Below are 26,125 nucleotides of genomic sequence, written 5' to 3'. Positions count from 1 at the left end.
TTCGCCGCCGCTCAGCGGATGAGCCGGGAGGCGAGCGCGGTGAGAGTCGATGATGTTCCAGCATCCAGCTTAACCGTGGCGCGGGAATCGCCCTTCGTCTGACCGCGGTTGATGATCACGACGGGCAATGCGCGTCGGCGTGCGATCTCGAGGATGCGAATGCCGGAGTTGACGACAAGAGACGAGCCCGCGATCACGAGGGCATCTGATTCGTTGACGAGGCCGGCCGCGAGCCGAAACGTCGAGACCGGAACGACGTCTCCGAAGAAGACCACCTCCGGCTTCAGCACACCGCCGCACAATTCGCAGTCCGGAACGACGAAGCGGCCGGGGTCGGCGACCTCGGCGTCGCCGTCGGGGTTGATCTGAACAGCATCCGGCTCGGCGAGCCACGGGTTGAGTGCGTCGAGACGGTTCGCGAGGTCTGCCCGCGCATAGACCTGCCCGCAGGTCAGGCAGATGACGCGGTGCATGGTGCCGTGCAGCTCCACGTGCCGTGTGCTGCCTGACTGGCCGTGAAGCGAGTCCACGTTCTGCGTGATGACTCCGGGGGAGAGCCCCGCCCGCTCAAAGCGGGCGATCGCCCGGTGGCCGTCGTTCGGCACGACAGAGTCGAACAGCGTCCAGCCGCGGTGGCTGCCGGCCCAGTAGCGCTTGCGCGCCGATTCATCGGCAAGGAACTTCTGGATCGTCATCGGCGTGCGCCTCGGCGCGCCGCCGCCTCGGTAGTCAGGAATGCCGGAGTCCGTGCTGACGCCCGCGCCGGTGAGAAAAGCGATCTTCCGCCCGACGAGCGCTTCGGCGGCAGCATCCATCTGGGTTTCCTGCACGTCGGTGACGCTCATCATCGTTCCTCCTGCGGTCTCGCACCTGCGACGATAGTAGATGCGGCTTGTGCCCGCTGTGCGGCGGCGCTGGAAAGGACTCTCGTGCTCATCACGCCCATCACTGATCTCAACGCCCCCGGCTTGCGGGACTATTCCCAGCTGACAGACGTGGCGCTGCGCCGCGTGCTTGAGCCCGAGGGCGGGCTGTACCTGGCGGAGTCGCCGAAGGTCATCCGCCGTGCGCTGGCGGCGGGGCATCGCCCGCGCTCCGTGCTGCTGCTTGAGAAGTGGCTACCGGACATCGAGGACGACCTACGGGCATTCCCGGATCTCCCGGTCTACGTCGGCACGCCCGAGGTCCTCGAGACGCTGACGGGTTTTCACATGCACCGCGGTGCGCTGGCCTCGATGCACCGCCCGCCGCTCGCCTCGATCGCTGACACGATCGCGGGTGCCGAGCGCATTGTGATTCTCGAAGACATCGTCGATCACACAAACGTCGGCGCCATTTTTCGGGCCGTCGCCGGCATCGGCGCCGATGCCGTTCTCGTCGGACCACGCTGCGCTGACCCGCTGTACCGCCGCAGCGTCCGCGTCAGCATGGGCTGCGTTCTGCAGGTTCCGTGGACCCGGATGCCCGATTGGTCGACGTCCATCGACGAGGTCAAGCACGCGGGCTTCCACGTCGCGGCGCTCGCACTCGACGATCATGCCATCACCCTCGATGAGTTTTCGCGACAGGTGCCCGAACGTGTGGCGCTCTGCCTCGGCGCGGAGGGCGATGGTCTCAGCCCTCGGGCACTGCGCAGCGCCGATTCGGCAATCGTCATTCCGATGATGCACGGCGTTGATTCGCTGAACGTCGCGTCGGCGAGTGCCGTAGCGCTCTGGGAGCTGCGTCGACGCTGACGATCAGTCGCCAGTCGGCAGATACGGTGCGGCCGTGGGTCTCTTGGGCGAGACGTTGTCACCCGACGACTGGTGTCGGATGCGCCGCAACACCCAGGGGACGAGATATTCGCGCGCCCACACAAGGTCTTCACCGCGGGCCTGGCGCCAGGAGCGCGAGGGGAGCGGTTCGGGTTCCATCGGCTTGAGTTCGTTCGGGACGTTGAGGGCTCGCAGCACCATCCGCGCCACCTCGTGGTGTCCGAGAGGGTTCATGTGCAGCCGGTCGGGAGCGAACATCCGGGTGTCTTGCACGCTCTTCAGCGCCCACTGGTCGGCAACGATGCAGTCATGAGCATCCGCGATCGCCCTGATGTTCTCGTTATAGATCGCGACTTTGCCGCGGATGCCCCGGAATACGGGGGAGAACCCGACATCCACTCCGGTGAACACGACGACAGTCGCGTTGTCGCTGCGCAGACGGGAGATGGCGGAATCGAAGAGCTCGGCGATGGCGTCAGGATCGCTGCCCGGCCGAATCACGTCGTTGCCTCCCGCCGAAATCGTGATGAGGTCGGGGTGCAGGTCGAGTGCCGGCTCGATCTGGTCGTCGACGATCTGCCGGATCAGCTTGCCGCGCACGGCGAGGTTCGCGTAGGCGAAGTCACGTGATCCCTGACTCAGCACCTCGGCGACGCGGTCGGCCCAGCCACGGTGCCCGCCGGGAAGCGACGGCTCGGGGTCGCCGATTCCTTCCGTGAACGAATCGCCGATCGCCACGTACCGCGACCAGGGATGCTGCTGTGAGGAATCCGCTGCGTCACGTGGCTGCTGCGTGCTGTCTGTCACAGAAAACACCGTCCCTCCGAAGTCGTGTCTGTTTTACCGTATCGCGTTGCCCGTTGACCCGTGCGCCGGATGATGCTCTGTCGGTTTGGTCGGGTACAGTACGAAAGTCGTGAGTACCCCTGATTCCCTGCAGCACACCACACCCCGCATCGGCACGTCCGCGGCAGAACACCTGTCGCCGACGTTTCCCGAACGGGCCGCCTGGGGAACCGTCGGCAAGCTTCGCGCGTGGCAGCAGGAGGCGATGGATGCCTACTTCACCGACGAGCCGCGCGACTTTCTCGCTGCCGCGACGCCTGGAGCAGGCAAAACAACGTTCGCGCTGCGTCTTGCCGCCGAGCTGCTGGCGAACCGCACAGTGGATCGGATCACCGTCGTAGCACCGACGGAGCATCTGAAGAAGCAGTGGGCCGAGGCCGCCCATCGCGCAGGCATTCGGCTCGATCCCACATTCACGAACCGGCAGGGCCGGTATGCGGGGCACTACCACGGCGTCGTCGTCACGTACGCTCAGGTCGCCGTGCGCGCATCGCTGCACCGCGACATCACCGTGTCGTCGCGCACCCTCGTCGTCCTCGATGAAGTGCACCACGGCGGCGATGCGCTCAGCTGGGGAGATGCGATCCGCGAGGCGTTCGAAGGCGCGACACGGCGGCTGCTGCTGACGGGAACGCCATTCCGATCGGACACGGCGCCCATTCCGTTCGTCACGTATCTGCCCGACAGGTACGGGATCCGAACCTCTCAGACCGACTACAGCTACGGATACGGCCGCGCGCTGACCGACGGTGTCGTGCGGCCGGTCATCTTCATGGTCTATGCGGGGCACATGCGCTGGCGCACCAGCACGGGCGACGAGATGGAGGCCCGCCTCGGCGAAGACAACACGAAAGACATCACTTCGCAGGCGTGGCGAACAGCGCTCGATCCAGAAGGCGAGTGGGTTCCCCAGGTTCTTGCCGCCGCAGACCGCCGTCTGACCGAGGTGCGTCACGCGATTCCGGATGCTGGTGGGCTGGTGATCGCCACAGACCACTACGCCGCGCGAGCCTACGCGGCGATCCTGCACTCTCTGACGGGAGAGCAGCCGACGGTCGTGCTCTCTGACGAGAAGGAGGCGAGCGACAGGATCGAGCAGTTCGCGTCGAGTGACAGCCGGTGGCTCGTGGCCGTGCGCATGGTGTCCGAAGGCGTCGATGTTCCGCGGCTGTCCGTCGGTGTCTATGCGACAAGCTCATCGACGCCGCTGTTCTTCGCACAGGCCATCGGCCGGTTCGTCCGATCGCGTCGGCGCGGCGAGACAGCATCCGTGTTTCTCCCCAATGTTCCTCAGCTGATGGCACTGGCGAATGAGCTGGAGCGGGAGCGCGACCATGCGCTAGACAGACAGGATTCCGGCGCAGGGGAGGGGGAGCTCTGGAATCCGGAGGACGCCCTGGTTGCCGACGCGAACAGACCGGACAAGGCCTCGGACAGTCTGATGGACGAGTTCAGCTTCGAGGCGATCTCGAGCGATGCGCAGTTCGACCGGGTCGTGTTCGACGGCACGGAATTCGGCAGTTATGCCCAGCCGGAGACCGAGGAGGAGCTCGAGTTCATCGGGCTTCCTGGTCTTTTGGAGCCGGAGCAGGTTCACGAGTTGTTGACGCAGCGTCACCGCAGGCAGGCCAAACGTATCGAGGCACGGCAGAAGAGCGCCCCACCGGACGAGCTGGAGGCCAGCAAGCCGCTGTACCGCACGCTCAAAGAGCAACGCAGTCTGCTGAACAGCCTCGTCGGTCTGTACGCCAAGAACACGAACCAGCCGCACGGGCTTGTGCATGCGGAGTTGCGGCGCGTCTGCGGCGGACCCGCGGTGCCGCAGGCGAGCGTGACGCAGCTGCAGGCGCGCATCGATTTTCTGCGGAAGAAGCTGGGAAGCTCCCGCTGACCCGGCGCTCGAGGGCGGCGAAAATCGTCCTGCTGTCCCTCTCCAGAGGTACCACGGGCTGATGCCACAGTCGCAGCGTGCCGCGTACTCTCGATTCAGATCAGGAACGAGAGGTGAACGTGACAACTGCAACCACGGCTTCGGCGACACAGAATCCGCCCCGACCTCCCGGAAGGCTCGGCCGGTTCATCGCGACACATCCGCGCGCCATCGATATCAGTCTTGCCAGCGTCCTGCTCGCCGTCTGGCTGCTCGCGATCGCACAAGATGTGCTTGGGCGGCCGGGAGATCCCGGGGTGAATGCAGATGGGTCGTATCAGCTGTGGCTCGTCATCGCCCGGTACGTTCTCGCCGTCGCCGCATGCGCCGCTCTCGCCCTCCGACGTGCGCGTCCCGTTCTTGTCTTCGCCATTGTCGCCTTCGTCGGGGTCATCACGCTGCCCTTCGGATGGGCTGGGGCCACCGCGACGGTGATCGCGGCATACTCTCTGGGCGCGCACCAGCCCGACACAGCGGAGCGTGCGTCACGTGTGGCGCAGAGTGCATTCGCCGTGCTCGCCGTTATTCTCATGGTCATCGGGATCGCTGTTCCGCACATTGGCGTCGGGAACGCGCTTTTCCTCATCACGATCTACTTCGCTGTTCTCGCTCTCGGGATCAGCATTCGCGAGCGTCGTCTCTATGTCTCTGCCCTTGTCGACCATGCGGCTGCTGTCGAGCGTGAACAGGAACAGAGCGCGCAGCTGGCTGTCGCTGACGAACGAGAGCACATCGCCCGTGAGATGCACGACGTCATCGCTCACGGTCTCACTGTCATGGTTCGGCTGGCAGACGGTGCGCACTCCCGATTAGACGGTGCGACAGGGTACGCCGACGTCACCCGCGCGGTCGAGCACATCGCCGACACCGGCCGACGATCGCTGGCCGACACACGTCGCATGCTCAGCGCCCTGGGCGATGACGCGGCGCGATCACCGCAGCCGACGCTTGCACAGCTTCCGACGCTCATCGACGATTTCGTGCACGCTGGCCTTCCTGTGACGGTTCAGCAGTCGGGAACGCCGCCCGCCTCTGCCGGGGTGCAGCTCGCCGTGTACCGTACCGTTCAAGAAGCACTGACGAATGTGCTGAAACACGCGGAACAGCCCACCGACGTCCGCGTCGAGTTGGACTACGCGGAAGGAACCACAGTGACGGTCACAGACGACGGCAAACAGGATGCTGCGAGAGGCGCGGACGCCGGGCGGGGAATCAGGGGGATGCAGCAACGGGCCAAGATCTTCGGGGGCGACGCGCAGGCCGACTCCACCGACTCGGGCTGGACCGTGCGGTTCAGGATCCCCAGGCAGGACGGCAGCACGCAATGACGATCAGGATTCTTCTTGTCGACGATCAGGATCTCATGCGGCTCGGGCTGGCCATGGTGCTCGGCGACGTCCCGGACTTCGCCATCGTCGGCGAGGCTTCGGACGGCGAGTCGGGGGTCGCGAGGGCACGAGAGCTGAAACCAGACGTCATTCTCATGGATGTGCGGATGCCCGGGGCTGACGGCATTGAGGCAACGCGTCGAATCATCGCGGAACGCCCCGAGACGAAGGTCATCATTCTCACCACGTTCGATCTTGACGAGTATGCCTTCAGCGGGCTCAACGCCGGAGCCAGTGGGTTCCTCGTGAAGGACGCCCCACCAGACCAGCTGAGTGCAGCGGTGCGCGCCGTCCACGTTGGGGACGCGGCCATTTCACCGCGCGTCACAAAACGGCTGCTCGAGTTATACGGTGGTTCTCTGCCCGAGAGCGGCGGCTCAGCAGCATCCGATCAGATTGCGCTTCTGTCGGAACGTGAGCGCGCCGTCCTCGAGCTGATCGGTGAGGGACTCACCAACAACGAGATCGCAGAGCGACTCTTTCTGGCCGAGTCCACGGTGAAAACGCACGTCGGACGCGTTCTCGCGAAGCTTGATGTGCGCGATCGCATCGGCGCCGTGATCCTCGCGCATCGAACAGGACTTGTTTGACGTGCTGCTCTGTGACCTCCGTCAGCCCAGCGGCATCGACCACATAGTCTCTGTGACAGCGAAGCCCTCCCGTGCGTACAAACGGCGCGCGCCTTCGTTACCGCCGAAGACGTTGAGCGCGAGCATCGGTAATCCGGCGTCGCGCGTGAAGCCGGCCGCAGCGCGCAGCGTCTGGGTGCCGTACCCGCGTCCACGCGCCGTTTCGCGCATCTCAATGTCGTAAATGAACCCGCGTGTCTCATCGGTGTGCACCCAGAGGATACCGACAGCCTCAGACCCGTCTTTCACCGTCCATAAGTTCTCGCCTGGCGTCGCCAGACCTCTGGGAAGAAGCTCGGCATGCTGCTCCGCCGAGCGCTTCTGTGCCTCGTCCGTGCTGCCGGCCAAGCCGTTTGAGCGAAGCTCCCGTGCGTACTCGATGATCGTGGCCGATTGGTATGCGATGAAGGCCTCCTCGGTCATCGGCTCAAGCACGATGCCGCGCGCCGGGGGCACCCGAGCGACATCTACCTGCATCTTCGTTGCCACACGCACAGCATCGGCGGCCGATGCGCACTCGGCGATGACGGGATTGTGTCCGAGCTCGCTCACGTGAATGCTGTCTGTCCAGCCGCGCCGGCCGGCGAGCGCCCGAAGTTCAGTCCACAGAAGGCGACCGGTAACCAGTGAGGCGTCTTGCACGGTGACGTCACCCAGGACGACTCGGGTACCGTCGTGCAGAACCCAGAGTGATGCGAGCTCTGCCGCGCCGTCGCGCAGGAGCCAGATCTCCCCGTCTGAAAGCTCGGGGACGTCGATCGCGCGATGCTCGGCTGACGAGCGCTGCGCCACGACGTGCCGCACCGCGTCGCCGATGCGTTTCTTCCGATCCGCATCGTCCTCGATCAGCATCCAACTCAATGTCGAAATCGGCATGGGCAGATCTTACTCCCGGTGTCGCATCGATCGATCCGACAGCCGTACATCTTCGCCGATCGTGCGGCCACACCTTCTGGCCCTTAAGCCGTCCCGCGCACGGATCAGGCAAAAATAAAAGAGCCGGATCTTTCGATCCGGCTCTTTTTCTCTCGTGTGCGCGAGGGGGGACTTGAACCCCCACGCCCTATATGTGGGCACTAGCACCTCAAGCTAGCGCGTCTACCAATTCCGCCACCCGCGCGAGATATTTTCGGCTCCAGATGTCTCCGGCGCCGAGGTAAGACTCTAGCATGAAATCGAGCCCACTTTGAACACAGCGGCTCGTCGTCGCGCTCACCGGTACCGTTGAATCATGAGCACGACGATCGACGACGGTTCCAATGTCTCGGGCGAGCCCGACGAGCTCGAGGAAACAGCGCGCATCACCCGCGATCTCATTCGCATCGACACCACAAACTATGGCAGTGGGAAGTCGAAAGGAGAGACCGAGGCCGCTGAATACGTCGAGGCATACTTGAGCACGTTGGGGATCTCCTCGCAGCTCTTCGACTCCGAACCGCGACGCACAAGCCTCGTGACACGCATCGAAGGTCGCGACTCGAGCAAGCCGGCGCTTGTCGTGCACGGGCATCTCGATGTCGTTCCCGCTGATCCGCGAAACTGGTCGGTCGACCCGTTCGCCGGTGTCGTAAGAGACGGGATGCTGTGGGGCCGCGGAGCTGTCGACATGAAGGACATGGATGCCATGATCCTGACGAGCCTCAAGGACATCCTCGCCACGGGGCAGCCGGAGCGCGATCTTGTCGTCGCCTTCTTCGCCGACGAAGAGAACGGCGGGGTGCTCGGCTCTCACCACCTTGTGAAGAATCGCCCAGAGCTTTTCGACGGTGCCACCGAGGCGATCAGCGAGGTCGGCGGTTATTCGATCGACGTCAGCGGCCAGCGTGCGTACTTGCTGCAGACGGGGGAGAAGTGCCTTGTGTGGCTCACGCTGCGGGCGCGTGGAACCGCGTCGCACGGGTCACGGGTTATGCACGATAACGCGATCACCACTCTTGCTCGCGCTGTCGCCGCGGTCGGTACACAGGAATGGCCGGTTCGGCTGACATCGACAACGGATCGTCTGCTGCGCGAGATCGCACGCATTCTGGATGCTGATGTCGAGACGATCTCTCCACACGAACTGCTGCTGTCGACCGGGACGGCCGCGGGATTCCTCCAGGCATCCCTGCGCACGACGACAAACCCGACGATGCTCGAGGCCGGATACAAGAGCAATGTGATTCCAGACACGGCGGAGGCACGCCTCGATATCCGGGCGATGCCGGGGGAGGAAGATGACGTCATCGCCCAGGTTCAAAAACTTGTCGGTGACCATATCGAGGTGGAGGTCAACCATCGCGACGTCGGCCTCGAGAATCCGTTCTCGGGTGCGCTGATCGACGCGGTGAAGAGTTCGCTGCACAGGTTCGATCCCGGCGCACCGGTGCTTCCCTACCTGATGCCGGCCGGCACGGACAACAAGGCGCTTTCTGCACTCGGAATCGCCGGTTACGGGTTCGCACCGCTTCGTCTGCCCCCGGACATGGACTTCCCAGGAATGTTCCATGGTGTCGATGAAAGAGTTCCTCTGGACGCATTAGTCTTTGGCAGGCAGGTTCTGACGGATCTGCTCAGCACCTACTGACGACCAGAACACTTTTTCACGCGGAAACCCGGTACATGGATCTCATCAACGCAATCATTCTCGGCATCGTCCAGGGGCTCACCGAGTTTCTTCCTGTCTCTTCAAGCGCACACCTGCGCATCGTTGGGGCATTCCTGGGGACCGGAGAGGACCCGGGCGCGCAATTCACGGCAATCACCCAAATCGGCACCGAAACCGCCGTCATCATCTTCTTCTGGCGTGACATTGTTCGGATCATCGGCGCCTGGTTCCGTGCGCTCCGCGGGAAGATCCCGCGCAATGATCCCGATGCGCGCATGGGCTGGCTCATCATCATTGGCAGCGTCCCGATCGTCGTTCTCGGCCTGCTCTTCCAAGATGCCATCGAGACCGTTCTTCGCTCCCTGTGGTTCACAGCCACCACGCTGATCGTCTTCGGCGTGCTGCTCGGCATCGCTGACTGGGTCGGGGCCAAACGTCGCCAACTCAACGACCTGACTTACGGGCACGGCATCATCTACGGATTCGCCCAGGCGATGGCGCTGATCCCCGGAGTCTCACGCTCCGGCGGAACCATCACGGCTGGTTTGTTCCTCGGGTACTCACGCGAGTCAGCAGCACGTTACGCCTTCCTCCTCGCGATCCCCGCCGTTCTCGGCAGCGGGTTCTATCAGTTGGCCAAAGGCATCGTCTCGCCCTGCGAGCCCGGGATGACCGGTTGCACGCCCGACATTTTCGGGCCGGTCGAGACGCTTGTCGCCACGATTGTCGCGTTCGGTGTCGCGATCGTCGTGATCGCCTTCTTCATGAAGTGGATTTCGAACCACAGCTTCCTCCCGTTCGTGATCTACCGGATTCTGTTGGGCGGTGCGCTCATCGTGCTGATGCTCACCGGAGTCCTGGCCCCCTGAGCCGAGCATTAGGCTGGGACCATGCAGTCCTGGCCCACCCCTGAGATCCCTGTCGTTCCCGGCGAATCGACGCCGCCCTGTCTCTGGGACACCGCAACTGCCTCGCTCGTTGAGGCGCAGACAGGCGAGACGGCCCGCTTGTATGTCTGCGGAATCACCCCGTATGACGCCACACACATGGGGCATGCGGCCACGTACGTTGCCTACGACACGTTGCAGCGTGTCTGGCGGGATGCCGGGCTCACTGTGCACTACGCGCAGAACATCACCGACATCGACGATCCGCTGCTTGAGCGTGCGACGGCGACGAACGTCTCATGGCGAGACCTCGCCGACGAGCAGATCGATCTCTTCCGTCATGACATGGAGGCTCTCGCGGTCATCCCGCCCGATGACTTCATCGCGGTGACCGAGGTCATCGAGCCGATCGGTGCTGCCGTCGAACGGATGCTGCAGAATGGCACGGCTTATCGCGTCGACACCCCGGATTCGCCGGCTGGAGACGACGTCTACTTCGATATCGCCGCGGCCGAGGCTCAGGGCGTGTGGACGCTGGGCTCCGAGAGCGGCTACGACCGCGACACGATGCTGGCCCTGTCGCGTGAACGTGGGGGAGACCCCGACCGCACGGGCAAACGCGACCCGATCGACCCGCTCGTCTGGCGGTCGGCCCGTCCCGGAGAGCCACAATGGCCGTCACCTCTCGGTAATGGCCGCCCCGGTTGGCACATCGAATGCTCGGTCATCGCCCTCCGCGAGCTGGGAGCAGACTTCACCGTTCAGGGAGGCGGAAGCGATCTCGTCTTCCCGCATCACGAATTGAGTGCTGCGCATGCCGCGGCACTTTCCGGCCGACCGCTCGCTCGAGTCTTCAGCCACACGGGCATGGTCGCGTATCAGGGCGAGAAGATGTCGAAGTCGCTGGGCAACCTCGTGCGCGTCTCCGACCTCCGCGCGCAGGGCGTTGATGCTCGCAACATCCGCCTGGCGATCCTCGCGCACCACTACCGCGCCGATTGGGAGTGGACGGACGATCTTGTGCCCACTGCTGCCGACCGGATCGCGTCCTGGTCACGCGGGCTTCGCTCTGACGCCTCGTCCGGTGCCTCGACGTCAACCGTGCTGCACGATCTGAGAGCGGCTCTCAGGCATGACCTCGACACGCCCGCCGCCCTCGCGATCGCGGATGAGGCGGCGCATTCCGGCGTCGACGATGCCGGCGCCGTCAGAGCCGCGATTCACGCACTGCTGGGCATCAAACTCGACTGAGGCTCGCGGTCAGTCTCTGTCCGCGTCGGGATCGTCCTCTGTTCCGGTGTCCCGTTTGTGACCAGCATCCTCCTCGGAGTCAGCATCCGCGTCTCGGCCGGTCGTCCCGTCGCTCGTGTCGGCCTCGTCCTCGCGATCCCCGTCAGCGCTGGCCTCGCTCGTGTCGGCCCCATTCACGTTGTCAAGTTCGTCGCCTGAATCAGCATCCCGATCGGCGGATGAGGCGGGATCAAGAGATGCGTCAAGATCATCGGCCGGTGACGCGTCTTCGGCGGGCTCAACAGAACTCTCCGACTCGTTCGCCGCGTCATCTCGACGCTGTGCGGCATCGTCTGCCGGCCTTCTCGGTGCCCACTGATGGTCTTCGCTGGCCACAGCTCCCGGTGCCTTCTTCGGGTCTTCGCTACTGACCGCGCCCCTCGGGCCATCAGAGGTGCGCAGGTAGCGCTCGAACTCACGAGCAATCGCCTCCCCGCTCGCTTCGGGCGCTTCGACCGTGTCGCGCGCCGCTTCCAGCTGCTGGATGTACGCCGCCATCTCCTCGTCATCGGACGCGAGCGAGTTGATCGTCTGCTCCCACTCCTCGGCCTGCTCCATCAGCTCGCCACGAGGGATCACCACGTCGACGAGTTCCTCCAGTTTGTCGATCAGTGCGAGCATCGCCTTCGGCGAGGGGGAGTGCTGCACGTAATGCGGCACAGACGCCCAGATCGACAGCGTCGGGATGTCGAGGATGTCCGCGGCATCCGACAGGGCGCTCAGCACTCCGACAGGCCCCTCGTAGCTGCTGCGCTCGATGTCGAGGGCCTGACGAACCTCAGCGCTCTCGCTGCTCGTGAACACGCTGATCGGGCGAGTGTGAGGAACATCGGCGAGCATCGCCCCGAGGCAGATGATCGCCGAGATGTCGTGGGTCAGCGCGGCGTCGAGAAGCTCAGCGCAGAATGCCTTCCAACTGCGCGACGGCTCAGTTCCGACCAGCAGATAGACATTGTCATTGTTCGAGCCGCTGATGTGCATCTCGGCATCATCGGCGAGCCCGTGGACAGGCTCCGCCGGGTGTGCAGGGCCGTACAGGGTGGCGCTCGGCCAGGTCAGTCGCTTCCGCCCCTCGGCGTCGGCAGAGATCACTGGTCTGTTGAACTGGAAGTCGAAGTACAGCTCGGGATCGACGTCGAATAGCGGCACGAGCTCGAGTTGGTCCTTCAGCATCCGAACCGCTCCCGTGGCGGCATCGCCCGCGTCGTTCCACCCTTCGAACGCCACGACCAGCAGTCGTCCGCCCAAGAAATCCAGTCCGTCAGTCACACGCATCCATGTCTTTTCGTCGGTCACCGAGAATCCGGCGCTCATCCCAGAATAGGCGCAAGCGCAAGCCGGTAGCATGGTGACACGTGACTGCCATAGCTCCGGCGGCCGTTCTGTGGGACATGGACGGAACCGTCGTCGACACCGAACCGTACTGGATCCAGGCCGAAACCGCCCTCGTCGAGGCGCACGGCCGCACTTGGACGTACGAGGACTCCATGACCCTCGTGGGTGCCGGCCTGTGGGAATCGGCGCAGATTCTGCGCGACCATGGCGTTGACATGGTGCCGGACGACATCGTCTCTCACCTCACGACAGCGGTGCGGCACCGGCTGACCACAGACGGAGTCCCGTTTCGTCCGGGGGCACAGCGGATGCTGTCAGAGCTGAACGCACGCGGTGTCCGCATGGCTCTCGTCACGATGTCCGTCCGTGCCATGGCGGAGCAGGTCGTCGGCCATCTGCCCTTCGAGGCGTTTGAGCTGCTGGTCACCGGGGACGAGGTAGCGCAGCCCAAGCCGCATCCCGAGGCGTATCTGACCGCGGCCGAGCGCCTCGGCGTCCCGATTGCCGACTGCATCGCCGTGGAAGACTCGCACAACGGGCTCTCAGCTGCCGTCGCCTCCGGCGCCCGCTCTCTCGCCATTCCGCACGCGGTGTCCCTCGATGACAGTTCCGACTACACACTCTGGCCTACCCTTGAGGGGCGCACGGTCGACGATCTTTTCTCCCTTCCCTTCCCCGATAAGGATGCCCCGGCATGACGACTCCGACCGAACGCCCCCAGAACAGCGGACCGTTTCGCGTGGGCGACCGCGTGCAGCTGACCGGGCCGAAGGGCAAACGCAACACGATCACGCTGGAAGCGGGCCGCCAATTTCACACGCACAAGGGCCTGATCGAGCACGACGACATCATCGGCAAACCGGACGGCTCCGTCGTAACGAATTCTGCAGGAATCGACTATCTGACGCTGCGGCCCCTTCTCGCAGATTTCGCGATGTCGATGCCGCGGGGAGCGGCGATTATTTATCCGAAAGATGCCGCCCAGATCATCGCACAAGCCGACATCTTCCCCGGGGCGACGGTCGTCGAGGCCGGTGTCGGCTCGGGGGCGCTGTCACTCTGGCTGCTGCGCGCCATCGGCCCGGCAGGCAGACTGATGTCCTTCGAGCGCCGTGAGGAGTTCGCCGACGTCGCCCGCGGCAACGTCGGCACGTTTCTCGGCACTGACCCCCGCACCTGGACGATCACGGTCGGTGACCTTGTCGACACGCTTCCGGATGCTGCGCCCGCGGCGAGCGTCGACCGCGTCGTGCTCGACATGCTCGCACCGTGGGAGTGTCTCGACGTCGTCTCTGACGCTCTCACACCTGGGGGAGTGCTGCTCTGCTACGTCGCAACGGTCACCCAGCTCTCACGCGTCGCCGAGGCGATCCGCGACAGCGGCTTGTACACCAATCCGGCCTCGACGGAGACGATGGTGCGCGGCTGGCATGTCGAAGGACTCGCCGTGCGCCCCGAACACCGAATGATCGGTCACACCGGCTTCCTCATCACCGCCCGCAGACTTGCGCCCGGCGCCGTGCTTCCCGAACTGAAGCGCAGGGCTTCGAAGAGCGACTTCAACGACGACGACGTCGAAGCCTGGACGCCCGGAGCGCTCGGCGAACGGTCGGTGAGCACCAAAATCCTGCGCAAGCGCGCACGCCTCGCTGAGGCCGGCGCTGCCGCGTCGAAGGCCCGTGGTCTCGACGACTCAGAACCGGGCGCGACCGACACACCCGGCGAGGCACACTAAACTTGACCAGAACGACGTCCGTGACACCGAAACGAGGTACCGTGCGCTACGCACCCGCCGTGCTCCTGTCCGCAGCACTCGTCACCGCGACACTGAGCGGTTGCTCCAGCGCATCAACCGGGGCCGCGTGCGTCGAGCCCGGAGACGCCTCGAGCCAGGTGTCCGTCAGCGGCGACTTCGGCGCCGAGCCGAAGGTCTCCATCCCGTCGCCCCTGTACGCGCCGTCAACGCAGGTGAGCACGGTGATCGAAGGCGACGGGGCAGAGCTCCAGGGCAACGAAGTCGTCGAGCTCGCGTGGTCGCTCTACAACGGCCGCACGGGCGAGAAGATCTTCGCGACGCCGTATGACGACCTCCAGCCGGCGAGCCCCGCGGGAATGCTCCCCGGCATGGCGGATGCCCTGGCCTGCCACACCGTAGGATCACGTCTCGTCGCCACGATCACTCCAGACGAGGGCTTCGGCGAGACCGGGAATCCCCAGTACGGCGTCAAGTCAGACGACACTCTTGTGATGGTCATCGACGTTGAGAAGTCCTATCTCGGCAAGGCGAACGGCATCAACGTTCCCGTCGTGCAGCCCGGCCTGCCTTCGGTCGCCGTCGCTCCCGACGGCACGCCGGGAATCACGATCCCGAACACCGACGCGCCGACCGAGCCGACATCGGCTCTGCTCAAACTCGGCGGCGGCGAGAAGGTGACACAGTCAGACACCGTTCTCGCGCACATCCAGAAAGCATCGTGGAACAACGAATCGATTACCTCATCGACGTGGTCCGACGGGTCGCCCAAGACGATTCCCATGCAGGAAGCTCCGGACGAACTCACCTCGGCTCTCGACGGCGTCGCTGTGGGGTCCCAGGTGATCGCCCTTGTGCCGACGTCGGACGGCGACACCTCCATCTACGTGATCGACGTTCTCGGCATTCTCTGACCGGGAGTGTCGGATGCTGCAATGCCGGCCCGACACTAGGATGAACTCGTGTCCGACTCCACTCGAGCTGCCCCGCGCGTTCCCGTCGAGGAACGCCTCTTCAGCCTTGTTCTCGCGCTCGTCGCCACCGAGTCGGGACTGACCAAGGACGCAATCCTCTCCACAGTGCAGGGTTATCGGCAGCGATTTTCCGCCGGAGGCGACAACGCGAGCCTTGAGCGACAGTTCGAGCGAGATAAAGACGACATTCGTGACCTCGGCATCCCGCTCGAGACGGTGACGCCGCCCGATGAAGAGGGCAACTCGCAGAACACCCGTTATCGCATTCCCAAGGGCGACTACGATCTGCCGGAGGACGTCACGTTTACGGCCGAGGAGATCACACTGCTCGGGCTCGCCGCGACGGTGTGGCGCGAGGGGACGCTCTCGGGAGAGTCCCAGCGCGCGCTGATGAAGCTGCGCTCACTGGGAATCACCGAGCTTGATCCCGTCATCGGGGTCGCTCCACGCCTGCGCACGCGAGAGGCAGCCTTCGAGCCCCTCCGCACGGCACTTGAGCGGCACCTCGTCGTCTCGTTCCCCTACATCAAACCCGGGGATGCTGCGGCGCGCACGAGAACCGTTGCACCGCTGGCCCTGGTTCAGCACAGCGGACGCTGGCATCTGTACGCTCTCGACGTCGACATCGACGAACGCCGCACCTTTCTGCTCTCGCGCATGTTGCAGGCACCGCGCTCGTCAAGCCGCACATTCGAAGCGCCCGATGACGCCGAGAGCTTCTCCGCGACCGCGCTCCGTGACCTTGATCGCATCTGGGAGGGCAACGTCGCGACAGTGCGTGCCGATCCGAACACACACGCGTGGTTCCGGCTGTCACGGCTGCACGGCTCCGAGGCAATCGATGGCGACCATTTCCGTCTGCATTTCACCGATATCAACATTCTCGCGGATGAGATCGCCGCGTTCGGCCCCGAGGCCGAGGCGCTCACGCCGCCCAGCCTGCGCGCGGCCATCGTTCAGCGCCTCACGCGCACACGCAGCGCACATTCCGATGCGGAGGAGGCCGAGTGAACCCACGCACCCCCGGCGCACGCGATAAGCTCGCGTTCCTGCTCTCCCTCGTTCCTTATCTGCTCGATCGTCGGCACTCGACAGTCGCCGAAGCCGCGGCGCATTTCGACGTTCCCGAAGATCAGGTCCGCCAATCCGTGCGTCTCATCGCGGTCTCGGGCGTCCCGGGCGAGAGCACGCAGTACCAGCACAACGATCTCTTCGACATCGACTGGGACGCATTCGAAGAGCATGACGAGATCATCATCACGCACTTGGTCGCGATCGATGACTCTCCACGGTTCTCGTCGCGCGAGGCGGCAGCGCTCATCGCGGGCCTCCAGTATCTTTCCGCGCTTCCGGAGCAGGCCGATCGCGACGTCGTCGGCGGCCTCATGGCCAAGCTCACCCGCGGAGCGTCGGAAGCACCCCTCCAGGTGGCCGTCGAGCAGGGAGCAGCTGACGAGACCCTCTCTGAAATCCGCGAGGCCGTCGCGTCAGAGCGGCAGATCGAGTTCACCTACATCAATGCGCGCGATGAACGCGAGCGTCGACGCGTCGATCCCTTGCGCATCGATTCGCTTGATCAGAATTGGTACATCCGCGCCTGGTGCCATCTGCGCTCCGGGGTACGCACATTTCGGCTCGATCGCATCTCAGATCTCACGATCATCGATGCCGAGATCACACACCGCGCCAGCGACGTCACGCTGCCTGACACACTCTTTCAAGCGTCAGATGCTGACATCACGGTGACGGTCGACATTGCAAAAGATGCCGTCCCCCTGATCGATGAATACATTGCATCTACTCAGGCGGGGGAAAGCCCTGACCGAGTCATTGCGTCCCTCCGTCTTGCCCACATCGCCGGTCTCGGTCGGTTGATCGTGGGATTGCCCGGGGTCGCCCGCGTCATCGACCCCCCTGAGGCCCGTCAGCAGATTGCAGATTGGGCATCCCGTGCCCTATCACGGTACGAGAACGATCGCCGTCCTTCGGCGAGCGTCCCGCCGGGACACGCTGTAGACTAATCCAACCTCCACTGATTGGTGTTTCATGCTTGGCAACTTGAATGGATGGCACCTTGTCATCATCCTCTTCCTCGTACTTCTGCTGTTTGGCGCCCCGAAACTTCCCGGGCTCGCGCGCAGCGTCGGCCAGTCGATGAAGATCTTCAAGAGCGAGATCAAGAACAACGACGACGAAGAAGCCTCAACAACGGGCGAGACCAAGCCCGAGGGCGAGAGCGCTCAGAAGACGACGCCGACGTCGTCAGAGTCGGCGCCCGCGCCCGAGAAGCCCTCTGACGATCCGACCTCTCACTCCTGACGACAGCTGTGTCTGAACAGCCCGCACTCCCCAGCAAGAAGAAGACGCGGAAGAACACTGACGGCCGCATGACGCTGGCCGAGCACCTGCTTGAGTTGCGCAAACGCCTCTTCATCGCCGCGATCGCAATCGTGGTTGGAATGATTCTGGGCTTCGTCGTGTCCAACTACGCAATCGAACTCATGTCAGAGCCGATTCGTCAGCTTGCCGACTCAAAGCTCGCGAACCTCAACTTCGACACGGTGACAAGCGGCTTCGATCTGCACATGAAGGTCGCGCTGACCCTCGGTTTTGTTGTCTCCGCACCGGTCTGGCTGTACCAGATCTGGGCGTTTCTCGTACCCGGCTTGAGACGCACAGAGGTCAAGTACATCCTCGGCTTCATCCTCACCGCGATTCCGCTGTTCTTCGCCGGCTGCTTCGCCGGCTGGACCGTCATGCCGCACATCGTCGAGCTGATGGCCAACTTCACCCCCGAAGACGCATCAAACCTGTATCAGGCGGGCTACTACTACGACTTTATTCTGAAGCTCGTTCTCGCCGTCGGCATCGCGTTCGTCCTGCCGGTCTTCCTTGTCCTGCTGAACTTCGTGGGCGTGCTCTCGGCCAAAGCCATCATCAAGGGATGGCGCATCGCACTTCTCGTGATCATGCTGTTCTGCGCGATCGCGACCCCCGCCGCCGATGTGATCTCGATGTTCCTCCTCGCGATTCCCATGATCGTGCTCTACTTCGCCGCCTACCTCGTGTCATTCCTCAACGATCGTCGCCGCGCGAAGAAGGCGGCAAAAAATGAGTCTGAGTATCAGTCGTGACGGCACCCGTTCCCGCATCCCAGCCCACTGACACATACTCGGCATTCACCGCTGACCTTGACTTCTCTCTCGACGAGTTTCAGCAGCAAGCCTGTGCAGCCATCGACGCCGACCACAGTGTTCTCGTCGCCGCGCCAACTGGGGCAGGCAAGACCGTCGTCGCCGAGTACGCGATTCACACCGCGATGCGCGAGGCGAACGCTAAGGTCTTCTACACAGCTCCGATGAAGGCGCTGAGCAATCAGAAATTTATCGAACTCACCGAGCGCTACGGCGCGGATGCTGTCGGCCTCCTCACCGGAGACACCAATATCAACCCTCGTGCTCGCATCGTCGTCATGACGACCGAAGTGCTGCGCAACATGCTGTACGCCGACTCCGATCTGCTTCCGAACCTGGCATTCGTCGTCCTCGATGAAGTGCACTACCTCGCCGACCGGTTCCGCGGTGCTGTGTGGGAGGAAGTGATCATCCACCTCCCGGAGCGTGTACGTCTTGTCGCGCTCAGTGCGACGGTCTCCAACGCGGAGGAATTCGGCGATTGGATTCAGACCGTGCGCGGGGACACCGAGGTGATCGTCTCCGAAGACCGTCCCGTACCCCTTGAACAGCACGTTCTCATTCAGGGAGATCTCGTCGAGCTGTTCGCAGACGCCGGCACCTCAGACAGTGTAAATCCGGAGCTTGTCCGGCTCGCGAAGTACGGCGGACGCGCCCCGGTGAGCAATCGCGACAGACGCGGTCGCCAGCGCGGCGGGGGAGTGCACCGTGTGCGCCGTGAAGAGGTCGTGCGCCTGTTGGAATCGCACCAGCTGCTACCCGCCATCTTCTTCATCTTCAGCCGGGCCGGGTGCGATGGCGCCGTCGAGCAGGTGGTGCGATCCGGGCTTCGACTCACCGATCGAGACGAACGCACGCAAATCCGCGAGTTCGCGGAAGAGCGTTGTCGCAGCATCCCAGACAGAGATCGGGCAATCCTCGGCTATTGGTCCTGGCTCGAGGCTCTGCAGCGCGGCGTTGCTGCTCATCACGCCGGCATGCTTCCCATCTTCAAAGAGGTCGTCGAAGAGCTCTTCCGCCGGCGGCTCCTGCGGGTCGTCTTCGCCACCGAGACGCTGTCGCTCGGCATCAATATGCCAGCGCGCACGGTCGTTCTCGAGAAGCTGCAGAAGTTCAATGGCGAGTCACGCGTGCAGATCACCCCCGGGGAGTACACGCAGCTCACGGGACGCGCCGGCCGCCGTGGGATCGATGTCGAGGGCCACTCGGTCATTTGCTGGCATGACGGTCTGGAGCCGGGCACGGTCGGCTCCCTCGCATCAAAGCGCAGTTACCCGCTGAAATCTAGCTTCCGGCCGACGTACAATATGGCGGTCAACCTGATCGCCCAGTTCGGGCGGCAGAGGACCCGTGACATCCTCGAATCGTCGTTCGCGCAGTTCCAGGCTGACCGTGCGGTGCTCGCGATGGCGCGTACGGTGCGTGAGCAGGAAGCTTCCCTCGCTGGCTATGCCGAGTCGATGGAGTGTGAGCGCGGCGACTTCTCCGACTATGCCGGTGTGCGCCGAGAATTGACCGATCTGGAGCGCAAGAGCAACCAGGTCGGGTCGATGTCCCGGGCGAAGCGCGACAAGCGCCAGAAGCGCATCGCAGAGTTGCACAGGCGCATGCGGCAGCATCCGTGCCATGGGTGCCCCGACCGCGAATCGCACGCTCGATGGGCGGAACGCTGGTGGCGTCTCAAGCGCGAGACCGATCAGCTGAGGCGCCGCATCTCGTCACGCACCAGCGCAGTCGCTGCCGTGTTCGACCGCGTCACTGACGTGCTGGCATCGCTGGACTACGTGCGATCCGATGCCGACGGCGAACCGCAGCTGACCGATGACGGACATGTGCTGTCTCGGGTGTACGGTGAGCGCGATCTTCTGGTGTCGGAATGCCTGCGGAACGGCCTGTGGGACGATCTCGACGGCGCGTCGCTGGCCGCGATGGTGAGCTGCTTACTTTTCGAGCCGAAACGCGACTCAGCGGAGTATGCGCAGCAGTATCTGCCGCGCGGTCCGTTCCGGCGGGCGCTCACCGAGACGGTGAATGTCTGGAGCGTTCTCGACGATCTGGAGGAGCGCCACCGACTCTCCCGTTCCGAGCCGCCCTCGACAGCCCTCGCACCGGCCGTGCACCTGTGGGCACGCGGCGCGGATCTCGACCGGGTGTTGATCGAAGCCGATATGGCGGCGGGAGACTTTGTCCGATGGTGCCGCCAGATCATCGACCTTCTCGACCAGATCAGTGGAATCGCCTCGCCAACGATGTCGAAGACCGCTCGAGCCGGCATCGAAGCCATTCGGAGAGGCATCGTCGGGTACGCCTCCGTCTGATTCACAGCAACAACCTCGTAGGCTGAAGGGCGTGTCTTCAACTCGACGTCGAAAGCCTGAACGCGACAAACCGCTGCTTTCGCTGATTCCCGCGATCGTTATCGCCGCAGCATCCGGGCCCGTCCTCGACGCGGCGTACCCGGACAAGGACATCTGGCCGCTCGCTTTCGTCGGCATCGCCATGGTTCTCATCACGCTGATCGGGCGCCGGGCCGGAACGGGTTTTCTCGTGGGTTTCATTGCCGGGTTGTCGTTCTATCTCACCCACATCTTTTGGGCGACTCTCTATCTCGGACCGGCCCCGTGGGCCGCTCTGTCGACGCTCGAAGCACTGTTCTTCGGGCTGGGCGGGATGCTCATCACTCTCGCATACCGGTGGGGGCCACGCGTCTGGACCTCTGCCGCCGGTCGGTACGCCGCCGTTCCCGCCGTCGTCGCAGCGCTCTGGACCGCCCGCGAAGTTGTCGCAGGGACGTGGCCGTACGGCGGTTTTGCGTGGGGACGCGTCGCCCTCAGCCAGTCACAGAGTCCATTCGCCGACCTGGTGTCGTGGCTCGGGCTCTCAGGTGTGAGCTTCGTGATCGTCTTCATCACCGCGGTCATCGTGCAGGTACTCATCGCTCCGGGGCCTCTGAAACTGTCGGCCGCGGTCCTGCCCGTCGGGCTCATCGCCAGCGTCCTGATCATCCCCATCTGGCCCACACAGCAGAATGGCACCACGACGATCGCCGCAGTACAGGGTAACGGCAAGGCCGGGTACTTCGATGAACGCGAACCGGGCGACATTCTGGTCTCGCAGCTGAAAGCCACTCAGGGCGTGATCGGCCACAGCATCGATCTTCTGGTGTGGCCGGAGAACGGCTCGGATCTTGATCCGACGCGTGACAGTTCGGCCGCCGTCGCCCTCAACCTGCTGAGTCAGTCGCTCGGGGGAGCGCCGATTCTGACCGGAACAATCACGAAGCGCGATGGGCTGTACTACAACTCGTCGCTTCTTCTGCAGGAAGGCCGTGTCGCCGACTACTACGACAAGGTGCGCCCGGTGCCGTTCGGAGAATACGTTCCCGACCGATCGTTCTGGGAGCCGTTCGCGCCCGACTTGATCGGGCTGATTCAGCGCGAATACACGCCGGGAACACGCGACGCGGTGATGAACATCAACGGCATGATCGCCGGGGTGTCCATCTGCTTCGACATCGTCGACGACGGTTTGGTGAGAGACACCGTCGACCGCGGTGCGCAGATCATTCTCGCCCAGACGAACAACGCTGATTTCGGCCAGACGGATGAGAACCAGCAGCAGTTGGCCATCGCCCGAATGCGCGCCATCGAGACCGGGCGCGCGCTCGTCAACATCTCAACGGTCGGCGAGAGCCAGATGATTGCTCCCGACGGATCGACGATCCAGGAGATCCCCGCTTATCAGCCGGGCTATCTTCTGCAGACTCTCCCGCTGATGCGCGGCGAGACGCCTGCTGTAAAAATGGGCGGTCAGATCGAGTTGTTCATCGTGCTTGCTGGCCTCAGTGCACTCGTGGCCGCCGGCACGGGTGCCAGGCGGCCACGTCAGGGTCGCTGAGTCAGTCAGCGATTAGGCGCTCTTCTGCTCGCCTCTCCGGCTGCGAAGGTACTCGAGCCGCTCCTGAAGGAGCACTTCGAGTTCTTCACGGCTGCGCCGTTCAAGAAGCATGTCCCAATGTGAACGGGGAGTCTTGGCGTCCGAATGATCGACCGTGACGGTCTCGGTGCCGACAAGGAGCAGTGCTTCCGCACCGCATGCCTTGCACTCCCACGTGTCCGGAGCTTCAGCGTCCGCTGCAAAAGTGAGGGATGTCTCCTTCTTGCATTCGGTGCACTGGTAAGTGCGCTGAACTCGTTCCGAAAATACGACGCCCTCTTCGCTTTGCAAGCTCTGGGCGCCGAGGCGCATTCCGCGCAAACTGCGATCTGCCATTGTGTGGTCTCCTTCTCGCCGCTCTCATCATGTATAAACCAACAAGCTGGGCAAATGCTTCCAGCAGGTGCGGAATCGACGCCCGAGAAGGGCGTGGATGCTGTCAGCTCCGCGTCATTCTCACGGCGACATCGCAGCGATCAGTGACGATTCCTTCGACGCCCCACCGATGCAGTCTGGCCATGTCCTCAGGGTCATTGATCGTCCACACATGCACCTCGATTCCTGCACGGTGCATCACGCGCACCATCCGTGGGGAAACCAGCCGCAAAAATCCTCGCTTCTCCGGTATTTGAACGACAGGGATGCCGGAGAGCACGGCAGCGACCCGCGACGGAATTCCAAGCAGCATCCAGGGAAGCGCCGCAATGATCAGACGCGATGAGGCGCTCGTCGTCACGCCGGGAAGCAGCGCCGTGACGGCGCGTCGCGTCGCTTCGTCGAACGAGGTGACGAGCACACGATCGATGGCATCGGCATCGATGACGGCCTGAGCTGCAGGCTCAGCAGCATCCCTGGCCTTCACATCAATGTTGAACCGGACCTCGGGAAATGCGGAAAGTGCGTCTGCGAGCCTTGGGATGCTCTCACCCGCACCTAAATCGAGGGCACGAAGCGTCTCATAGGGCTCATCGGCGATCTGCCAGGTGGTTCCGCCCAACCGCACGACCGGGTCGTGGTGAATGACGCAGATGCCGTCCTGAGTCACATGAACGTCGGTTTCGATGTAATCGGCACCGGCGGCAACAGCAGCGCTGAAAGCGGCGAGAGTGTTCTCGGGGACCCCGGCGGCAAGACCACGATGAGCGAAGATGCGGATGTTCTTCTGCGGGGCGAGAAAGCTGACGGTCACGGGTGTCCGCCCTCCGTCGGCAGGGTCAGCGCGGCCGCCGCATGACGTGTGACCCGTTTCATGACCTGCGCCCTCCATCGACCGCGATTGGCGATGCTTCTTCGCCCTCGAATCTATCAGTGTGAGCGGCCTCGTCTTGGTAGTCTCGGGAGGTACGCGCGGTCCGTCCGCACCCCATCGTCAAGGAGTATTTCGTGTCCAACCCCCTTCAGCCTGGTTCGCTCGACGGCACCCGCGTTCTCGTCACCGGTTCCAGCCGCGGTGTCGGTGCTGACACCGTCCGCTATTTCGCCGAGGCCGGAGCCCAGGTTGCGATCAATTTCCGCAATAAAGAAGCACGTGCGGTGAAGCTCGCCACGGCGATTCGAGAGAGCGGCGGCACGGCGATCACAATTGGTGCCGACCTGACCGATCCCGAGTCGGTGGCATCAATGTTCGACACGGTCAAGAAGGAGTTCGGCGGCCTCGACATCCTCGTGCTCAACGCCTCGGGCGGCATGGAGTCCGGAATGGAAGAGGATTACGCCATGGTCCTCAATCGCGATGCGCAGGTGAATGCGCTCACAGCTGCCGAGCCGCTGATGGGGAAAGGCTCACGCGTCGTCTTCGTGACGAGTCATCAGGCGCATTTCATTCGCACGACTCCGACGATGCCTGAGTACGAAGCTGTTGCACGCTCAAAGCGTGCCGGCGAGGATGCACTGCGTGAGAAGATCCCCGCGCTCAGTGACGCGGGGATCGAGTTCGTCGTTGTCTCGGGCGACATGATTGAGGGCACCATCACGGCGACGCTGCTGAACCGCATGAACCCGGGAGCACTCGACGAACGCAAGAAGGCTGCGGGACGCCTGTACAACGTTGCGGAGTTCGCAGCAGAAGTTGCCCAGGCCGCCGTTGACGAGGTTCCGTCTGACAATACGCGCCTCGTCGGTGATGTGTCCGACTTCACACCCGAAAGTTAACATCACGACGCGTCCCGTCGCGATGCCCCCGATGAACGTCACTCGACGGCGTCCGTCTCGCTCCCTCTGACGGGAATCGCGGAGGATGCCGATGCGGACTCAGTCGTCGTAAGATCCCGCGGTGACCGGCTTATCGCGACCGCGCGCAAAGACGATCCCTTCAAGCGTCTGCGCTGTCCCGCCGACCACGAGCATCGTCGCGGCCAGAATCAGCAGAACGCCGGCTGCGAAGATCGGGGACAGGACCACGAAGACGCCGCCGACAATGCTGAGCACCCCGTACACAACGGCGAGCCATTTCAGCGAACTCGTCGGCAATGACGCCAACGCGGCGACCCCCTCGACAATCCACACAAGCCCGACGATTGTGGCCAGTACGGTGATGCCAAACCCGGGGTTGATCAGGATCAGGATTCCGGCAATGACCATCGCAATGCCCAGAACCACGGCAAGGATCTTGCCGCCCGTCGTCTCTCCGAAGGCTGTGAGGCCGATGACGCCGCGTACGATCCCGCTCACGATGAAGAAGAGCCCGAATGCCCAGGCAACGAGGACAAGCGTCACACTCGGCCACGCCCAGATGACGATTCCCAGAACGACGGCCGCGAGGCCGCCGACGATCAACGCTGCCCGGATGCCGTTGATCTGGGCAGGGGAGAGGGCGGTGTGATCCACAAGCCACCGGGTTCCGTTGTCGGCCACAATTCCTCCTCGAATTCGTCGCTTACCTCCACTTTCGCGCAGAACTGCACAATTTGCACTCATTTGATGGATCGTCCGCCAGCAGAACCGCCTACGAAGCGTGCGCGTGGATAACCAGGGTGAGCATTGGGAACCGATATCCTTCGCATTATGTCAAGTAATATCGATTATCATGCATTAATCAACCATCCGCCGGGAGGGGTGACTCATCTGCACGAGGCAGCAATGACCAGCGATTCCGTCGCGCACGCACGCGTTGAGCCTGAGCGGATGCACCTCAGAGAGCAGTCGCTATGCGACACAGCGTCGCGAACCTGACATCACGCCAGGACGCTGTCACACACGCACACGCACGGCACCAACGCGTTGCTGCGAGCATGGGCGCTCATGGACGAGTCAGCGGGAAACGCAGTCGGACAATCCGACGAAGACCTGCAACCTGCACGAACATCGAACGCGTCGAGACAGCACGCCTGTCAGAGTCGAGGCCGCACAGCGGAGCACAGATGCCGCCACAACACGACCCCCTCACGCAGCGCATTCTCGAGAGCAACGCCGCACCTCAGCGCCCATCCCGCGCACGCTCTTGCATGCTGATAATGTACATTATGTCAACTAAACTTTTCAGAGGCCAACGGAGCCACTGCCCCGCTCGATTCAAAGTTGCCACACCCCAGTCGACCATCGTCACTGCCCATCCGCCACAGTGAATCACCGCGAACCGCCGCCTTTTCCGCTCTACGTGGGATGACTCACCCGCGCGCGG

Annotated in this window: 24 protein-coding genes and 1 tRNA gene; 17 read left to right on the top strand and 8 right to left on the bottom strand. The window is 63.6% G+C overall.

Features of this window, described 5'->3' with window-relative positions; translation table 11 throughout:
* Positions 1 to 11 precede the first annotated feature (11 nt).
* Positions 12 to 845, bottom strand: a complete 834-nt coding sequence (locus OK352_RS14490; protein WP_265142218.1) for a Sir2 family NAD-dependent protein deacetylase — start codon at positions 843 to 845, stop codon at positions 12 to 14.
* 84 nt (positions 846 to 929) lie between these two features.
* On the opposite strand from OK352_RS14490, the gene OK352_RS14485 reads away from it, so the two are divergent.
* On the top strand, positions 930 to 1,736 hold the full coding sequence (locus tag OK352_RS14485; protein WP_265142217.1) for a TrmH family RNA methyltransferase: 807 nt from the start codon (positions 930 to 932) through the stop codon (positions 1,734 to 1,736).
* A gap of 3 nt (positions 1,737 to 1,739) precedes the next feature.
* Here OK352_RS14485 and OK352_RS14480 read toward each other — a convergent pair whose 3' ends face one another.
* A complete protein-coding gene (locus OK352_RS14480) occupies positions 1,740 to 2,564 on the bottom strand; it encodes an SGNH/GDSL hydrolase family protein (RefSeq protein WP_265142215.1) in 825 nt (274 codons plus the stop codon).
* Positions 2,565 to 2,673: 109 nt separating this feature from the next.
* Here OK352_RS14480 and OK352_RS14475 point away from each other — a divergent pair, with 109 nt between their 5' ends.
* The 3 genes from OK352_RS14475 (at position 2,674) to OK352_RS14465 (ending at position 6,511) form a co-directional block, all read left to right on the top strand.
* Positions 2,674 to 4,494: a DEAD/DEAH box helicase gene (locus OK352_RS14475; RefSeq protein WP_265142214.1), complete on the top strand. Its 1,821-nt coding sequence runs from the start codon at positions 2,674 to 2,676 to the stop codon at positions 4,492 to 4,494.
* A gap of 119 nt (positions 4,495 to 4,613) precedes the next feature.
* Positions 4,614 to 5,861 (top strand): histidine kinase, encoded by a 1,248-nt coding sequence (locus tag OK352_RS14470; RefSeq protein ID WP_265142213.1) that lies wholly within the window; start codon positions 4,614 to 4,616, stop codon positions 5,859 to 5,861.
* Positions 5,858 to 6,511, top strand: a complete 654-nt coding sequence (locus tag OK352_RS14465; protein WP_265142212.1) for a response regulator — start codon at positions 5,858 to 5,860, stop codon at positions 6,509 to 6,511. The genes OK352_RS14470 and OK352_RS14465 overlap by 4 nt, the downstream gene beginning before the upstream one ends.
* A 21-nt stretch (positions 6,512 to 6,532) precedes the next feature.
* On the opposite strand, the gene OK352_RS14460 is transcribed toward OK352_RS14465, so the two are convergent.
* Together OK352_RS14460 and OK352_RS14455 are read right to left on the bottom strand one after the other, a co-directional pair.
* The gene (locus OK352_RS14460; protein ID WP_265142211.1) at positions 6,533 to 7,426 is read right to left on the bottom strand and encodes a GNAT family N-acetyltransferase; all 894 of its coding nucleotides are present in this window, start codon (positions 7,424 to 7,426) and stop codon (positions 6,533 to 6,535) included.
* A gap of 157 nt (positions 7,427 to 7,583) precedes the next feature.
* Positions 7,584 to 7,670 (bottom strand) — tRNA-Leu (locus OK352_RS14455).
* A gap of 111 nt (positions 7,671 to 7,781) precedes the next feature.
* Between OK352_RS14455 and OK352_RS14450 the strand changes: the two genes are divergently transcribed.
* From OK352_RS14450 to mshC, 3 genes are read left to right on the top strand one after another with little or no spacing between them, the layout of a single operon-like run.
* Complete coding sequence (locus tag OK352_RS14450; protein ID WP_265142210.1) at positions 7,782 to 9,116, top strand: M20/M25/M40 family metallo-hydrolase; 1,335 nt, start codon at positions 7,782 to 7,784, stop codon at positions 9,114 to 9,116.
* Between the two features lie 35 nt (positions 9,117 to 9,151).
* Positions 9,152 to 10,006 (top strand): undecaprenyl-diphosphate phosphatase, encoded by an 855-nt coding sequence (locus tag OK352_RS14445; protein WP_265142209.1) that lies wholly within the window; start codon positions 9,152 to 9,154, stop codon positions 10,004 to 10,006.
* A 21-nt stretch (positions 10,007 to 10,027) separates the two neighbouring features.
* Complete coding sequence (mshC, locus tag OK352_RS14440) at positions 10,028 to 11,275, top strand: cysteine--1-D-myo-inosityl 2-amino-2-deoxy-alpha-D-glucopyranoside ligase (protein WP_265142208.1); 1,248 nt, start codon at positions 10,028 to 10,030, stop codon at positions 11,273 to 11,275.
* A gap of 9 nt (positions 11,276 to 11,284) precedes the next feature.
* On the opposite strand, the gene OK352_RS14435 is transcribed toward mshC, so the two are convergent.
* A complete protein-coding gene (locus OK352_RS14435) occupies positions 11,285 to 12,583 on the bottom strand; it encodes a proteasome assembly chaperone family protein (protein WP_306387805.1) in 1,299 nt (432 codons plus the stop codon).
* A gap of 86 nt (positions 12,584 to 12,669) precedes the next feature.
* Here OK352_RS14435 and OK352_RS14430 point away from each other — a divergent pair, with 86 nt between their 5' ends.
* The 9 genes from OK352_RS14430 (at position 12,670) to lnt (ending at position 22,467) form a co-directional block, all read left to right on the top strand.
* Positions 12,670 to 13,347 (top strand): HAD family hydrolase, encoded by a 678-nt coding sequence (locus OK352_RS14430; protein ID WP_265142207.1) that lies wholly within the window; start codon positions 12,670 to 12,672, stop codon positions 13,345 to 13,347.
* Positions 13,344 to 14,384, top strand: a complete 1,041-nt coding sequence (locus OK352_RS14425) for a tRNA (adenine-N1)-methyltransferase (RefSeq protein ID WP_265142206.1) — start codon at positions 13,344 to 13,346, stop codon at positions 14,382 to 14,384. Before OK352_RS14430 ends, OK352_RS14425 begins: the two co-directional genes overlap by 4 nt.
* Before the next feature lie 41 nt (positions 14,385 to 14,425).
* Positions 14,426 to 15,316, top strand: a complete 891-nt coding sequence (locus OK352_RS14420; protein WP_265142205.1) for an FKBP-type peptidyl-prolyl cis-trans isomerase — start codon at positions 14,426 to 14,428, stop codon at positions 15,314 to 15,316.
* Positions 15,317 to 15,364: 48 nt separating this feature from the next.
* Entirely contained in the window at positions 15,365 to 16,387 is a 1,023-nt protein-coding gene (locus tag OK352_RS14415) for a helix-turn-helix transcriptional regulator (protein ID WP_265142203.1), read from the top strand.
* Positions 16,384 to 17,397 (top strand): helix-turn-helix transcriptional regulator, encoded by a 1,014-nt coding sequence (locus OK352_RS14410; protein ID WP_265142201.1) that lies wholly within the window; start codon positions 16,384 to 16,386, stop codon positions 17,395 to 17,397. Before OK352_RS14415 ends, OK352_RS14410 begins: the two co-directional genes overlap by 4 nt.
* A 25-nt stretch (positions 17,398 to 17,422) precedes the next feature.
* Positions 17,423 to 17,695, top strand: coding sequence for a Sec-independent protein translocase subunit TatA (gene tatA / locus OK352_RS14405; protein WP_265142200.1), 273 nt, complete (start codon positions 17,423 to 17,425; stop codon positions 17,693 to 17,695).
* 68 nt (positions 17,696 to 17,763) lie between these two features.
* Positions 17,764 to 18,510 (top strand): twin-arginine translocase subunit TatC, encoded by a 747-nt coding sequence (gene tatC, locus OK352_RS14400; protein ID WP_265142536.1) that lies wholly within the window; start codon positions 17,764 to 17,766, stop codon positions 18,508 to 18,510.
* Positions 18,507 to 20,888: a DEAD/DEAH box helicase gene (locus OK352_RS14395; RefSeq protein WP_265142199.1), complete on the top strand. Its 2,382-nt coding sequence runs from the start codon at positions 18,507 to 18,509 to the stop codon at positions 20,886 to 20,888. The genes tatC and OK352_RS14395 overlap by 4 nt, the downstream gene beginning before the upstream one ends.
* Before the next feature lie 31 nt (positions 20,889 to 20,919).
* Entirely contained in the window at positions 20,920 to 22,467 is a 1,548-nt protein-coding gene (lnt, locus tag OK352_RS14390; protein ID WP_265142198.1) for an apolipoprotein N-acyltransferase, read from the top strand.
* A gap of 12 nt (positions 22,468 to 22,479) precedes the next feature.
* Here the strand turns inward: lnt and OK352_RS14385 are convergent, their stop codons facing one another.
* Entirely contained in the window at positions 22,480 to 22,842 is a 363-nt protein-coding gene (locus OK352_RS14385; protein ID WP_265142197.1) for an RNA polymerase-binding protein RbpA, read from the bottom strand.
* A 103-nt stretch (positions 22,843 to 22,945) separates the two neighbouring features.
* Complete coding sequence (locus tag OK352_RS14380; protein ID WP_265142196.1) at positions 22,946 to 23,695, bottom strand: glycerophosphodiester phosphodiesterase family protein; 750 nt, start codon at positions 23,693 to 23,695, stop codon at positions 22,946 to 22,948.
* Between the two features lie 194 nt (positions 23,696 to 23,889).
* Between OK352_RS14380 and OK352_RS14375 the strand changes: the two genes are divergently transcribed.
* Positions 23,890 to 24,657, top strand: coding sequence for an SDR family oxidoreductase (locus OK352_RS14375; RefSeq protein WP_265142194.1), 768 nt, complete (start codon positions 23,890 to 23,892; stop codon positions 24,655 to 24,657).
* Positions 24,658 to 24,756: 99 nt separating this feature from the next.
* Here the strand turns inward: OK352_RS14375 and OK352_RS14370 are convergent, their stop codons facing one another.
* Positions 24,757 to 25,359: an HdeD family acid-resistance protein gene (locus tag OK352_RS14370; RefSeq protein ID WP_265142192.1), complete on the bottom strand. Its 603-nt coding sequence runs from the start codon at positions 25,357 to 25,359 to the stop codon at positions 24,757 to 24,759.
* Between the last annotated feature and the right edge of the window lie 766 nt (positions 25,360 to 26,125).

Source organism: Microbacterium sp. MPKO10 (assembly GCF_026107415.2).
Lineage (GTDB): Bacteria > Actinomycetota > Actinomycetes > Actinomycetales > Microbacteriaceae > Paramicrobacterium.
This window is presented reverse-complemented; position numbering and strand designations above follow the sequence as displayed.